Origin of the sequence: Thalassospira sp. UBA1131, assembly GCF_002311515.1 — a bacterium.
Classification (GTDB): Bacteria; Pseudomonadota; Alphaproteobacteria; order Rhodospirillales; family Thalassospiraceae; genus Thalassospira.
In genome coordinates this window covers 5,934-19,877 of sequence record NZ_DCAO01000120.1, presented here as the reverse complement: position 1 = coordinate 19,877, position 13,944 = coordinate 5,934, and the positions used below count along the sequence as shown (strand labels likewise).

Below are 13,944 nucleotides of genomic sequence, written 5' to 3'. Positions count from 1 at the left end.
AGTTTCCACCGCTTGAGATCCTGTTGGTGTTGTCACTGATAACTCACTTTTTGTTGGCAACCGCACGCCTGACCAGCCGCCGCACCTTGCGCCTGCGCAAATCGGAATGGGCACAGATGATCCTTGGCCTGTGCATCCCGTTCCTGCTGTTTAGGCATATCATCGCGACCCGGATTATCGATCTGGGCTTTGATGTTGATTCACCGTTTGAACGCGTTCTTCTGGATCTGGCCGTGTTCATTCCGCATCAGGGCATCTTGCAGGCGATCACGGTGATTGTTGTCTGGGCGCATGGCTGCATTGGCATTCATTTCTGGCTGCGAGTCAAACCGTTCTATCCGAAATGGCGAAATACGCTTGGCACGCTGGCAATTCTGATCCCGACACTTTCGCTTGCCGGTTATTCGGCCGCGGCGGCCGAGGTGATCCGCCGCGCAGAGGAAGGCGGACGCAAATATGTGTTTGGGGTGATTGATGCCGCCAATGTCAATCAGGACGCCATCACCTTCTATGAAAACGCCATTTTGCCGTTCACGATCCTGAGTATCGCCCTTGCGCTGGCACCATTTGGTGTGCGCCAGATCCGTCAGACCTTTGATCGGGTCAAGCGCGGACCAATGTTGAGCCTGCCAAACGGGCGTTTCGTGCGTGTACCGCCCGGTGCCACAGCGCTTGAGGCGCTGCGCGATGCAGGCGTTCCGATGGCGTCGGTTTGTGGCGGGCACGGGCGCTGCACGACGTGCAGGATTCACTGCGGATCAGGCAGTGATCATCTTGCCCCTCCCGGCGATATCGAGGCTGCCGCACTCAAAAGCATTCAGGCACCCAAGGGCATGCGCCTTGCCTGTCAGATCAGACCGCATAATGATCTGGCGGTCGCACCGCTTTTGCCGCCCAACGCCACCGCGCGTGACGGACGACGTCCCGGCGGACTTTCGGGCAGTGAAAGACAGGTTGTCTGCATCTTTATCGACTTGCGCGATTCGACCAAGCTTGGCGAAAGCAAGATGCCCTATGACGTACTTTTCATCCTCAACCAGTTCTTTGCCGAGATGACAGAGGCACTGCGCGGCACAGGTGGTTATTACGCGCAGTTTACCGGCGATGGCCTGATGGCGCTTTATGGCCATGAAAGTGATGACACCGAAAGCACCATCCTGCAGGCCTTTGAGGGAGCCGCCGAGATGCTGCGCCGGATCGAGGGCCTTAACCTGCATCTCAAATCGGAACTTCCCCATGCGTTGCGCATTGGAATCGGCATCCATATGGGCAAGGCAATTGTTGGTGAAATGGGCCCGCCCGGCCGGGAAAACATCAGTGCAATCGGCGATACGATCAACACCACCGCCCGCCTTGAAGCCCAGACCAAGGGGCATGGCGTGCCATTGGTGATTTCCAAGACGCTGTTTGATCACGGGCCGATTCCCTTGCCGGAAAACGCCGTGATGCACGAGGTTGCGCTCCGCGGCAAGGATCAGTCGGTTGCCTATTATGCGCTTGAAACCATGCCAGATCTGACGCAAACCAAGAATTAGTCGATGTCTTATGTCTGTGCCGCAGGCAAGGCTTGACTATTGGCGGGAAAACCACATTTATTTAGTCAGGGTCTGAACCCACTTGAATGTTTAAAATGGCATCATAAGAATCAAGAGATGCAAGAAAATCGCCGCAGCGCGGGGTGATCCCCGCGCAAGGGGATTGACGAAGCAGGTCGCAGATTCTTCTGATGTCCTTCGGATCGGAGGCATTTGCACGGGCTATTGCGTCGCTTCACCTTGAAAGGCAGTAAGCCTTTCTGCGGTAAAGCTCCTGATATCCGCACAAATGCCTCGCGACCATTTCAAGCATTCAAGTGGGTTCAGACCCTAGATGAAATGTTCGGTGCCGAATGCCTCGGGTCGAACAATTAGATGCCCGAAACGCAGGATGCGTGGGATCTGAAAACAACCACACTCGCTCTGATGGAGGAGGTGCTGCAAATGTCACGAATTTCAATGTTCAACAGCCCGTTGCTTTTGGGTTTTGACCAGATCGAACGCGTTCTTGATCAGGTCTCGAAAACCAAGGCCGAGGGTTATCCGCCCTACAACATCGAACAGATTGGTGAAAACAAACTGCGAATCACTGTCGCAGTTGCCGGATTTGCCGAGGAAGACCTGTCGGTAACCACTGAAGACAACCAGCTGATCATTCGCGGCAAACATACCGATGATGACAGCGAACGTGTTTATATCCATCGTGGCATTGCGTCACGACAGTTCCAGCGCTCCTTCGTCCTTGCCGAAGGCATCGAAGTCGTCGGTGCGCATCTGGATAATGGTCTGCTGCATGTTGACCTGAACAGACCCTTGCCGGAACCGGTCGTTCGTGAAATCGCGATTGGCTCGAACAAGAAAAAAGCTGTGCCGTCAAAAACCATCGACATGAATGTCGAAGACGAGGATAGCAATGCTGATCAAATAGACGGCAAAGCCTAACCAAGGAGTGGTTCAAATGACAAATCGAACAAATAACCACGATACCGAAAGCGATCAGCGGATCGGCCAGGATACCGGTCTTCTGTCAAACGGTGACTTCGCCCTGTTGGGTATCCATGATTTTGCCTATGTGCGTCCGGTTCCCAATACAGAGAACGATAGTGACGAACTGGTCTATGGCGTCTTCACCGCCGACGGTACCCATATCGCGTCGTTCGAAAACCATGCCGTCGCGGATGCTGCCATCCGCCAGCACGACATGGAGCCACGCGCGGTTCACTAATCAGGAATGTGTTTCCTGCAATAATGCCCGAATGCCCGGCCTTGTGCCGGGCATTTTTGTTTTGCCTTCGGTTCCGGGAACACTGGCCCGCTCAGCGGATTTCAATCACTTCGCCGGGTGCCGCGATACGGACCTGTTCATTTCCCCTGATCATCTGGGCCATTTCCGCACGGACATTGCGTTTAACGTGATAAAGCCAGAATCGCGCGCCAGGCATGTCAGAGGCCAGTTTTAAAACCGTTTCCAGATCACAGTGAGCTGCATGCTGCGGGTCATGCTTGATCAGATAGGTTTCCTGAAACACCAGATCCGCACCCGTAAACAGGGCGGCGGTTTCTGCTGTTACATTGCCATCACCGGAATAGGCAAATCCCTTGTCCGCGTAGCGCAACAGGATCGCGTGATTCTGCACGCTGTGATCGGACCGCGCGAACCGGCATTCAAACGGACCGATTGAATTTGTCTCGGCAATCGAATGCCAGATGATGGTGAACGGCCAGGCGGACCCAAGCCCGGTAAAGCCGAGCTCCATCAGTTTTTCAAGATGAGTACGCAATTGCGGGCTGCACAGAATGCGCAACGGCTTTGAACGGCCATCATCGCGCCAGTTGAGCATGACCGGCACAAGACCGAAAACATGATCGGGATGCATGTGGGTGAAATAGATCGCATCAATCGCGTCGGGATCGGGAAACTTGGCCATCAGCCGCCCGGCCACCGTTGCCCCGCAATCGATCAAGAGACGAAAATCGCCCGCAGACACCACGACAGACGAATTTTCAAAGTTCGGATCGAAGGCCTCGCCCACACCAAGAACATCAATGCGCAGATGATCGCTGTTCATTTCCTTATCGCCCCGTATTTCCCCTGCAAGCCCGGAGTATATCAGCTCCAAGTGTCTTAAGCCGACATTCTTGTGACTTCCCCCTGCTTAAGGCAAGTGGTTCCCCGCGGGATACCTTGATCATCTTCAAACTGTCATATTCCACGACAAAAGGGCGGAGCCGTTTGGCTCCGCCCTTTTAATGGCAGCTTTCGATCGAAGAAATCGGCCTTGATTAGCGTGTCAGCACTTCGGCCGCTTCGCGCGTGCGCTGTACTGAGGATGCGACCGTATCGGTCGTCGTGCGAATGGCGGCAAGGTTATCTGACATGTTTTCGACAGACCGGGCCATGTCGCGCACGCTGGTACTGACATTTTCGGTAACCGCTGTTTGCTCTGTCACCGCCGAAGAGATGTTGGTGACATCGTTACGGACGGTTTCAACCGAACCACGGATGGTCTCCAAAGCACCGGCGACCTCGGCGGAAATTTCCTGAATACCGGTAATTTCCTGGGTGATGTCTTCGGTGGCACGCGCCGCCTGATTGGCAAGGTTCTTGACCTCGTTGGCAACAACGGCAAACCCTTTGCCGGCTTCACCCGCACGGGCACTTTCAATCGTCGCGTTCAGCGCCAACAGGTTGATCTGCCCGGCAATATTGCGAATGACTTCAACGATATTGCCCATCTCATCGACCACGCCTGTCATGCGCTGGGTCATTTCGTTGGCGGTGTTGGTCTGCTCGTAGGCGCGCTCGGTTGCGCCTTGTGACTGGGCCATGCTTTGGGAAATCTCGGCAATCGAGGCGGCCATCTGTTCGGTGCTGGCCGCAACATTGCGGGTCAGTTCCATCGTATTGGTCGACGCATCAACGCTTTGAACCGTGCGCGTGTTGAGCTCGGTGATATTGTTGTCGATCTCGGTAAAGTTACCGTCGATCATCTTTTTAAGGTCGATCAGAAGCTTGGTCTTTTCGGTGATATCGGTGGCAAACTTGATCACCTTGATCGGTTTGCCAACAGCATCAAGCACCGGGTTATAGGTTGCTTCGATCCAGACTTGCTTGCCGTTCTTGCCCACACGGGCGAACTGACCGGCCTGGAATTTTCCCTGGTTCAGGCTTTGCCAAAAAGCCCGGTACTCTGACGAATTTTTCTGATCTTCCGGCAAGAACATGCTGTGATGCTTGCCCTTGATTTCATCAAGGTTGTAGCCCAGCACAGACAGGAAGTTCTCATTGGCGGTCAGAATCGTGCCATCCAGATTGAACTCGATCACCGCCTGCGAGGTGCTGATCGCATCAAATACGCTTTGCAGCAACGCACGTTCGTTGCGACGTTCGGTGATGTCGGTCGCAAACTTCACGACTTTGGTTACATTGCCCTTCGCGTCGAGGATCGGGTTGTAAGTGGCTTCAAGCCAAATCAACGATCCGTCACGACGTTTGCGCGGGAAGGCCCCGGTCAGAAACTCGCCTGACGCCAGTCTCTTCCAGAAATTTTTGTAATCTGCCGAACTGATGAGCTCTTCGGGGACAAACAATGAGTGATGTTTGCCGATAAGATCGCTGGCCTTGTAGCCCATCGTCTTTTCGAAGTTCTCATTCAGCGAGAGGATCTTGCCTTCCGCGTTGAATTCGATGCGTGCCATTGAGCGACCGAGCGCAGCGGTGACTTGTTGTTCATTACGCGCCTCGGACTCACCCTTAAAAAATCCAATACCCACTTTTATACCCTTTGCGTAAACGGGTTTATCCCGCTAATTCCCGTCAGCCTCGCGGGGTTATTGACCGTTTGGTCGTAATTATGAACGCGTGAACCAGTCTCTCATACGCATGCATGATCGAACCTAGCCCTAAGAGCGTTCACTTCTCATGCGAGAGGATACGGTGAGATCTTCAACACAGATCATTCCCGGTTTTCAAACGACTTGCGTTTGATGAGTCAGATGTTCGGAATTTCTTGCAGTTTTTCAAACTTTGCATCGGGTACGCTAGGCTCTCAGCCATACCGGGCGAAGTGTGAAATATTTCTGCCGATAAGCAATTGATCCGAATTTGAACAAATGATCACATATACCAAACATATACTTTTGATTAGAGCAAGTGAATTTGCTTGGCTACACAGAAAAAGTCAGTTCGTGAGAAACAATCTTTAATTTTATTTATTATATTACAGATGCTTAGAAAGTTTCTTGGCAAAGACAAAAATATTCTACCGTTTTTCAAAGAGATTTTTCTCACGCACAAGAGGATGCTTGGACCCTAGCTTGCAACCCTTTTGCATAGCTCTCGGAAAGTAATGCAATGCGTGTAGCTATTGCACCACATCGAAGAAGTTACCCAAGTGCGGACAGGAGCTTGTGAGCGCAACCAGATAATCATCCGTTCCGTTGAACGTGCGTCGATGTTCTTAGGCAACAGCGTGTTTGTACAATCAGACCCGTTCGAAACCTGGTAAACCTTCTGCACCAAGACAAGGCATGAGTCCGCATTTTGATGTCACAAACAAATGGGCCAAAGCCTTTCAGCTTTGGCCCATTTATATAGATGCACATGAGTTTGAAGAACTTTAGCGGGCAAGAACTTCTGCTGCACGTTCAGTGCGATCAACCGAGTCTCCAACCAGAGTGGATATCTGATTGATTTCATCAAGATCTGATGAGAGCTGTTCTACCGCCAGAGCCATACTTTGCATGTTCTGCGATACGTCACCGGTTACTGAAGTTTGTTCCTCGACCGCAGACGCGATATTGGTCACGCTGTCACGAGCGGTTTCAATTGAACCGCTGATGGCCTGAAGCACGCTGACGACTTCGTTAGATATGTTCTGGATTCCTGAAATCTCTTCAGAAATCTGGTCGGTCGCCTTGGCGGCCTGATTGGCGAGATTTTTTACCTCGTTTGCCACCACGGCAAAACCCTTGCCAGCTTCACCTGCGCGAGCACTTTCGATCGTAGCATTCAGCGCCAGCAAGTTAATCTGGCCGGCAATGCCTTGAATAACCTCTACGATACTGCCCATAGACGCGACAACTTCTGACATTTTTTGTGTCGAGCTGTTGGCGGCCTGTGTCTGTTCAAAAGCGCGTTCCGTCTCGTCGCGAGATTTATTCATGCTGCGCGCTATTTCCGAAATTGAAGCTGCCAGCTCTTCCGCACTTGCCGCAACTGTCTGGACGGTTGCCGAAGTCTCCTCAGCTGAGGAGGCACCACTTTGGGCCGCTTGCTCAAGCTTCTGGATATTCTGGTTAATCTCGGAAAAATTGGTATCGATCATCTTCTTGAGATCAATCAGCAGGGAGACCTGCTCTGTAATATCGATTGCAAATTTAACGACCTTGAAGGGCTTGCCATCCTGATCGAAGATCGGGTTGTAAGCTCCTTCGATCCAGACTTCCTTGCCATTTTTGCCAATACGCTTGAACTGGGCTGCCTGAAACTCGCCTTGGGCAAGTTGTTCCCAGAAGACGGCGTATTCTGGACTTTTAGTGAAAGCTTCTTCGACAAACATACGGTGATGCTTGCCAACGATCTCTTTGAGTTCGTATCCCATGACTTTGAGGAAGTTGCCATTCGCTGTCAGGATCGTGCCATCAAGATCAAACTCAATCACAGCCTGCGAGCGATCAATCGCCTTCAAGACACTGTCTTTTACAGCCGATTCCTTGCGCCTGGCCGTGATATCAGCAGCGAATTTCACCACCTTGATCAGTTTGCCGCGCTCGTTAAAAATCGGGTTATAGGTTGCTTCCAACCAAATTTTCTCGCCGTCCTTGCGAACACGTTGAAACGCGCCAGAGGCGAACTCTCCTGACCTCAGCTTTTTCCAAAAATCGGCGTAGGCTGGACTCTTGACAAGTTCATTAGCAACGAAAATCGAATGGTGCTTGCCGACAACCTCGGAAAGCGAATACCCCATCACTTTCAAAAAGTTTTCGTTGGCACCCAAGATATTGCCATCAATATCAAACTCAATGCGCGCCATCGATTTACCGAGTGCTGCAGTTACCTGCTTTTCATTGCGCGCTTCAGCATCACTTTGCCAAAATTGAAATCCCACGTTGATACCCCTATCGCCAGATAACTATACTTTTGGAGAGACCATTAAGGATAGATATTAGCTATATAGATATAATTTCAACCATGCGGTGGATAAATTTTACTAAAAAGTTTATAACAACGTGTTCTACAACTTTTACTTGTTTTTTTGGATATTAAGTCAAGTCTTGCCTAATTGACAAAATGTTGCTGAATCGGTCGCTTGCTGCGAAGAGAAGATACCCTCAGTTATTTTGGCTTAACATCCGAAAGCCTGCGATCAAATCTGCGAAACTTGAGTGAATTCAGGCAGGCCACTTCACGATATAGCGTGTCAGATCAGGATGGGCTTCGTCTTCGGGGATGGCCATGCCGCGCACGGACATGCCTGCCATAATGGCCGAGTCTGCGACACCTGTCTTAAGCGGATGCCAGTCGGGTAGTGGTTTTCCCTCTGCCATAAGGCGATAGGCACAGGTGGATGGCATCCAGGACAGGGTTTCGACATTTTCCTTGGAGAGCTGCACACAATCGGGAACATGCTGGGTCCGGTTGGGATAATCCTTGCAGCGACAGGTATGACAATCGAGCAAACGACACGCGACCGAGGTGTAATAGACAAAATCGTCTTCTTCGTCCTGCAGCTTGTGCAGGCAACATTTGCCACACCCGTCACAAAGGGATTCCCATTCCGCTTGCGTCATTTCAGCAAGAGTCTTGGTTTCCCAGAACGGTTCAGGTGGCAATGCGACGCGGTCTTTTTTATCCATGATCTCTCTCAGTCGGGCCGTCATTGAGACATAACATAGTCTAACCCGCGCGTAATCCCCGTCGCATTCAAGTCTGACAACGGGTTGATCAACTCTCTGCGATCATGTGGAAGAAGGAGCCAAAAACACTTCCATCCACCAGACCGGCAGGGCCCAGATCAAGACCCGTCGCGGTTTTCATCCGGCATAACGGCATGCCGTCTTCGGACAGCGTAGTCGCATAGTGGAATTCATGACCACGCAGCTTCATGCCTGCCGGACCAAACGGCGTCGGAATGCCCAGCTGTGCCTCACGATAGCCAAGATGCAGCCTGCGGCTGGCAAAGCTGGTTTCAAGCGGCAACAGACCAAGCATTTCGTGGCGCGTACCACTGGCATCAACAAGGCCGTTGCCAAGGGTCATGTAGCCGCCGCATTCGCCGTAAATCAAGATGCTTCGTTGGGCAGCATCGTGCATGCCAGCCCTGAAAACCTTGGCTGCGGCAAGGGTTTTAGCATGCAGTTCCGGATAGCCGCCGGGCAGATAAATTGCATCACAATCCGGGTTCGGAGCCTCATTCGCCAATGGCGAGAAAAAGGAAATTTTCGTCCCCGCCGCACGCCAACCATCCAGAAGATGAGGGTAGCTAAACGCAAAGGCCGCATCACGCGCCACCGCAATATGACGGCCAAGCGGAGCAATTACGGTTACGGGTGCGATCGAGGTAACCTTTGCAGATTTTTTGGTTTTCTCGACCTTTCCGGCGTTTTCACCCACCAGTGCGATCAAGGCATCCAGATCGACATCTTCACTGATGATATCGGCAGCACGATCCAGAAACGTCTCAAGCTCGGCATGTTCGCCGGCCTGCACCAGACCAAGGTGGCGTTCCGGCAGGATCAGGTCTTCGCTGCGCCTAACCGCACCTAGCACTGGCAGATCCGGCAGATGTTTGGCACAGGCATCAACAATCATCTGCTTGTGGCGTTCACTGCCCACCCGATTAAGGATCATACCGGCAACATTGATGTCATCACGAAATTTGGCAAAGCCGGAAATCACCGCCGCCGCAGAGGCCGACTGGCCTTTCACATCGACCACAAGAACAATCGGCCATCCGACACGGGCAGCAAGATCGGCGGTCGATCCATCGCCGTTGGCGGCACCATCGAACAAGCCCATGACGCCTTCGCACATCAAAAAGGATTTACCGTGCGTGTGATCGCGGGTCAGACCCTTGATCTGGTCCGGCGTCATCGCCCATGGATCAAGATTGATGCAGGTATCGCGACAGGCAGCTGCCTGAAAGGCGGGGTCGATATAATCCGGCCCGGTTTTGGCCGCCGCAATTTTATGGCCCTTGCGGGTCAGCGCGCGCAGAAGCGCCAAGGTAATGACGGTCTTGCCACTGTTTGACGCGGGGGCCGCAATCACGATCCCCGGAATGGTGTCAGGCATTTTGGGCTGCTCTCCGAGCCGAATTTATTTGCCATGATCATGGCATTACGCGACGGAATAATCAGCCGTTGTTTTTGACCGCCTCGGTCACGCCCTTTGCCATGTCTTCGGGGCTGGTGCCGTAATTGAAGTGGCGGACGAATTTGCCTTCGCGATCCATCAGATAGACGAAGGATGAATGGTCCATCAGATAGGTATCGGTATCCTCAGGCTCACCTTCCGGGATTGCTTTGGCGTAGTAAACACGAAACGCCTTGGCGGCCGCCGTTGTCTGTTCGACGGTGCCGGTCAACCCAACCATCCGATCATGGAAGTAGGGCACATATTCAGCAACCGCTTCGACCGTGTCCCGTTCGGGGTCGACGGTGAAAAAGACGGGTGTGATTTCATCTGCGATGTCCTGGGGCATCATATCAAGTGCTGTTCCCATGACCTGCAATTCGGTCGGGCAAACATCCGGGCAGAAGGTATAGCCGAAATAGGTCAGCATATATTTGCCCTTGAAGTCATCCTGGGTGACAGTTTCGCCATCCTGATTGACAAGTGTGAACGGACCGCCAATCGACGCAGTACCGGAAGAATTGGTTTCCGTGCCCATCATCATCAGACGATAGGTCAGGCCGATACCAAGAACCAGGGCAATACCCAGAATTGCCAGAAGCGTCTTTTTGCTCACGCGTCCACCCTCATCTCTTTGCCGGTTACGGGCAACCGATCTTTGTGTGCCACAAACTGACGGGGCACTATAAATACCCTACACATTCTTGCAAGGTCAGCACCTGTGGGAAAGCTCACACTTGATCACGATGCCCGCCCCCATCAGCCCACTGTCGTTGCCGCCAAGGCAAACAGGATCAGGCCATTAATAATCATGAGTCCACGGCCCACTGGCACCATCAGGGCCCGGAAACGCTGTGCGGCATATTGCCCAACAAAGCCCGTGACAAACAGCATCGGCACCGTGCCAAGGCCAAACACCAGCATCACCGCCCCACCATTAGGCGCCGCACCTGTGGCGGCCGCCATCACAAGCGCGCCATAAACCAGACCACAGGGAATAAAGCCCAGCATCACGCCCAGCAGATATCCCCGCCAGCCATAGGGGGCCTGGAAAAGCCCACGCGCGCGGTTGCCAACCAGCTTATTCCACCAGCGCGTTTCACCGGTTGATGGCAACAAACCGCCAAGATGGGGCATCAGGCCCAGAATGCCGAACAGGAGGAAAAACACACCGGCCGTAATCAGCAAGACCGGCCCGATCCACCACACACGGGTGAGCGCACTGATGCTGTCAGTGAAATAGCCGGCCAGCACGCCCAGCAAGCAATAGGTCGACAAACGCCCGAACTGATAGGGCAGGAGTGCGGCACCGGTGAGACGGCGAAACTCGCTCATTTTCTCGACCGGGAGCTGTTCCATCCGGCTGGTGACCTGACTGATCACGAACGGGCCGCACATGCCGACACAGTGGGTCGCACTGCCAACCAGTCCCGCCACCAACGCAGTCAGAAGCACCCCGCCATCCGTGCGCACGATATCGGCACATTGCGCCCAACCGCTTTCAAGGATGCGTATCAATACCTGCTGTTCGTCCATGATCCATCCGGGTCAAAACATATGCGCGCGATTGTACAGTCGCGCGTCCCACCGGCAACGATATATATCAATCTGTTGCCGCCTTTTCGGACGGGATCGAAGTTCAGTTTTTGAGGGGATCTGCCGGTGCGGTGATCAGATCAAGCACCTGTTCGAACGGCACATGGCGCACCGCGGTCACATCGTCCTGCGGCGAAAGCCAGTTCAGACGATCACGCAGACCGACAACCTTGCCGAGAATGCACACCGCAGGCGGCTCAACACCTTCGCGTTCGACGTCATCAGCCGCCTTTTCGAGGGTGGTGATCAGAATACCCTGTCCCGGTGTGGTCGCCTGACTGATCACCGCAAGCGGTTCATCCGCAGCCCGGCCATTTGCCATCAGTTCCGAAGAAATCCGGCGCAGATGTTTCATCGCCATATACATGACAAGAACCGGCGCACCCTTGGCAAGGGCTGCCCAGTTGATGTTGTCTGGCACTTCGCCACTGGATCCGTGGCCGGTGACAAAGGTGACCGACGAATTGCAGTCGCGGTGCGTGGTCGGAATGCCGGCATAGGCCGCACCGGCGATCCCGGCGGTAATGCCCGGCACCACCCGGAACGGAACATTGTGGTCGACAAGGGTCATGCCTTCTTCACCGCCGCGTCCGAACACGAACGGATCACCGCCCTTAAGGCGCAAAACACGCAGGCCCTGTTTGGCCAGTTCAACCAGCTGCAGGGAAATATCGGTTTGTTTGGAGGATGGGCGGCCACCGCGCTTGCCCGCATAGATGCGTTTGGCATCGGGACGCAAAAGGTTCAAAATCCGTTCATCGACCAGTGCATCAAAGACAACAACATCGGCCTGTTGCATGGCGTTGACGGCATGCAGCGTCAGAAGACCGGGATCACCGGGCCCCGCCCCAACAAGCCATACCCAACCCGGTTCAAAAACCGGAAAATCAACACCAAGGTTCGTCATCGCGCGATACTTCTACTTAAATGAAATGCAGCCATCTGTGCAGGACCGCATCAAGAGGATATGTTAAACAGCAATCAAACGATACGCACAACATATTTCCGATATTTTTTCGTATAACTTTTTAAATCACATAAATATTGATGTTTAATTGAATTTCCCAATCGGATCTTATCCCCGCCCTCAATAGCGAAAACACCGACAGGATTAACAGGAAAAAAACTGACTGATGGCAAGAAAACCGGAAGGACCACTGCGCAAGGGATGGACGACGGGGGCCTGCGCCACCGCCGCAACCCGTGCCGCATGGCAGGCATTGCTGTCCGGCGATTTTCCCGATCCGGTCACTATTACCCTGCCCGGCGGAGAAACGCCGTTCTTCAAGTTGATCAAGGCGGAAAAGGGCGATGGCTGGGCGCGCGCCAGCGTGATCAAGGATGCCGGGGATGATCCCGATGTCACCCATGGGGCGGAAATCATATCGACGGTGCGCGTCGGCAAACCCGGAAGCGGCATCACATTCCATGCCGGTGACGGGGTCGGTACGATTACCAAGCCGGGCCTGCCATTGCCGCCCGGTGAACCCGCGATCAATCCCAAGCCGCGCGAAATGATGGTCGGACAGATCGAAGCACTTTGTGATCAGTATGGCGCAAGCCCCGATGTCGAGATCGAGATTTCCATTCCCGGGGGTGCTGAAATTGCCACCAAAACGTGGAATGGGCGATTGGGCATTGTTGGCGGTTTGTCGGTTCTGGGCACCACGGGGATTGTCATCCCGTTTAGCTGTTCAGCGTGGATCCATTCGATCCATCGCGGGATTGACGTCGCGCGTGCGACCGGGCGTGAACATGTTGCCAGCGCAACCGGCAAAACGTCCGAGGCGGCCATTCGTGCATTCTATGGCCTACCGGAAGAAGCCATTCTTGATATGGGCGACTTTGTTGGCGGGATGTTGAAGTATCTTCGCAAAAACCCGATTGCCTTTGTCAGCATCGCCGGTGGGTTTGCCAAACTGGTCAAACTTGCCCAGGGGCATCTCGATTTGCATTCAAGCCGATCACAGGTCGATTTTGATCGGCTGGCAGGAACGATTGCAACGTGTGGCGGGGATGAAACGCTGCAAGACCAGTGCCGCACGGCCAATACCGCCAAACAGGTTCTGGAACTTTGTCAGGCGGCGGGCGTTAAGATTGAAGATGCGATTGCCCGTCAGGCCTGCGAATCCGCGCGCGCCACATTGGACGGTGCATCGGCCGTTGAGGTTGTTATTACCGACCGCAACGGCACCATCATTGCCCGCCACGGGATTGGCGAATTTGATCAATTCCGACCGGTGGCATCTTAAGCAGCAGTTCGTTAATCTGTTCCCGTGACTGCGCAACAAACAGGCCATCCAAGGTCATAAAGCAACAACAAGGTTCTTTGCCCATGTCCCTCTCCCGCCCTGCCGAACGTCCAAAACGCATCCTTATTTTTGGCGGGACCGGAGACGCAAATCGCATTGCAGAGGACCTGATGCATGAATTTGGCCGGGATGTTCGTTTGCAACT

12 protein-coding genes are annotated in these 13,944 nt (G+C 53.5%); 4 read left to right on the top strand and 8 right to left on the bottom strand.

What is annotated here, in order from left to right; genetic code table 11:
* The 3 genes from B3Z49_RS20130 to B3Z49_RS20120 form a co-directional block, all read left to right on the top strand.
* The coding region (locus B3Z49_RS20130) for an adenylate/guanylate cyclase domain-containing protein (protein ID WP_296994200.1) at nt 1-1,535 on the top strand (1,535 nt) is incomplete at its 5' end.
* Nucleotides 1,536-1,979: 444 nt separating this feature from the next.
* Nucleotides 1,980-2,477, top strand: coding sequence for an Hsp20 family protein (locus B3Z49_RS20125; RefSeq protein WP_040822570.1), 498 nt, complete (start codon nt 1,980-1,982; stop codon nt 2,475-2,477).
* A gap of 16 nt (nt 2,478-2,493) precedes the next feature.
* Nucleotides 2,494-2,760, top strand: coding sequence for a DUF1150 family protein (locus B3Z49_RS20120; protein ID WP_008888938.1), 267 nt, complete (start codon nt 2,494-2,496; stop codon nt 2,758-2,760).
* Between the two features lie 91 nt (nt 2,761-2,851).
* Here the strand turns inward: B3Z49_RS20120 and B3Z49_RS20115 are convergent, their stop codons facing one another.
* The 8 genes from B3Z49_RS20115 to cobA all read right to left on the bottom strand — a co-directional run bounded on the left by B3Z49_RS20115 (nt 2,852) and on the right by cobA (nt 12,394).
* Entirely contained in the window at nt 2,852-3,604 is a 753-nt protein-coding gene (locus B3Z49_RS20115; RefSeq protein WP_008888937.1) for an MBL fold metallo-hydrolase, read from the bottom strand.
* 214 nt (nt 3,605-3,818) lie between these two features.
* Nucleotides 3,819-5,309, bottom strand: a complete 1,491-nt coding sequence (locus B3Z49_RS20110; protein WP_296994192.1) for a methyl-accepting chemotaxis protein — start codon at nt 5,307-5,309, stop codon at nt 3,819-3,821.
* 845 nt (nt 5,310-6,154) lie between these two features.
* Nucleotides 6,155-7,645 (bottom strand): methyl-accepting chemotaxis protein, encoded by a 1,491-nt coding sequence (locus B3Z49_RS20105; RefSeq protein WP_296994188.1) that lies wholly within the window; start codon nt 7,643-7,645, stop codon nt 6,155-6,157.
* 283 nt (nt 7,646-7,928) lie between these two features.
* Nucleotides 7,929-8,393, bottom strand: coding sequence for a YcgN family cysteine cluster protein (locus tag B3Z49_RS20100; protein WP_008888934.1), 465 nt, complete (start codon nt 8,391-8,393; stop codon nt 7,929-7,931).
* An 88-nt stretch (nt 8,394-8,481) separates the two neighbouring features.
* Nucleotides 8,482-9,831 carry a cobyrinate a,c-diamide synthase gene (locus tag B3Z49_RS20095; RefSeq protein WP_296994185.1) on the bottom strand — a complete coding sequence of 450 codons (1,350 nt, stop codon included), beginning with the start codon at nt 9,829-9,831 and terminating at the stop codon, nt 8,482-8,484.
* A gap of 61 nt (nt 9,832-9,892) precedes the next feature.
* Nucleotides 9,893-10,507, bottom strand: coding sequence for an SCO family protein (locus B3Z49_RS20090; protein ID WP_008888932.1), 615 nt, complete (start codon nt 10,505-10,507; stop codon nt 9,893-9,895).
* Nucleotides 10,508-10,650: 143 nt separating this feature from the next.
* Nucleotides 10,651-11,427 (bottom strand): sulfite exporter TauE/SafE family protein, encoded by a 777-nt coding sequence (locus B3Z49_RS20085; RefSeq protein WP_296994181.1) that lies wholly within the window; start codon nt 11,425-11,427, stop codon nt 10,651-10,653.
* 103 nt (nt 11,428-11,530) lie between these two features.
* Nucleotides 11,531-12,394, bottom strand: a complete 864-nt coding sequence (gene cobA / locus B3Z49_RS20080; RefSeq protein ID WP_008888930.1) for a uroporphyrinogen-III C-methyltransferase — start codon at nt 12,392-12,394, stop codon at nt 11,531-11,533.
* Between the two features lie 226 nt (nt 12,395-12,620).
* On the opposite strand from cobA, the gene B3Z49_RS20075 reads away from it, so the two are divergent.
* Entirely contained in the window at nt 12,621-13,739 is a 1,119-nt protein-coding gene (locus tag B3Z49_RS20075; RefSeq protein ID WP_296994177.1) for a cobalt-precorrin-5B (C(1))-methyltransferase, read from the top strand.
* Nucleotides 13,740-13,944 lie beyond the last annotated feature (205 nt).

Coding starts and splice junctions, on each gene's coding strand:
- B3Z49_RS20125 (WP_040822570.1), top strand. CDS start 1,980: ATGTCACGAATTTCAATGTTCAACAGCCCGTTGCTTTTGGGTTTTGAC.
- B3Z49_RS20120 (WP_008888938.1), top strand. CDS start 2,494: ATGACAAATCGAACAAATAACCACGATACCGAAAGCGATCAGCGGATC.
- B3Z49_RS20115 (WP_008888937.1), bottom strand. CDS start 3,604: ATGAACAGCGATCATCTGCGCATTGATGTTCTTGGTGTGGGCGAGGCC.
- B3Z49_RS20100 (WP_008888934.1), bottom strand. CDS start 8,393: ATGGATAAAAAAGACCGCGTCGCATTGCCACCTGAACCGTTCTGGGAA.
- B3Z49_RS20095 (WP_296994185.1), bottom strand. CDS start 9,831: ATGCCTGACACCATTCCGGGGATCGTGATTGCGGCCCCCGCGTCAAAC.
- B3Z49_RS20085 (WP_296994181.1), bottom strand. CDS start 11,427: ATGGACGAACAGCAGGTATTGATACGCATCCTTGAAAGCGGTTGGGCG.
- cobA (WP_008888930.1), bottom strand. CDS start 12,394: ATGACGAACCTTGGTGTTGATTTTCCGGTTTTTGAACCGGGTTGGGTA.
- B3Z49_RS20075 (WP_296994177.1), top strand. CDS start 12,621: ATGGCAAGAAAACCGGAAGGACCACTGCGCAAGGGATGGACGACGGGG.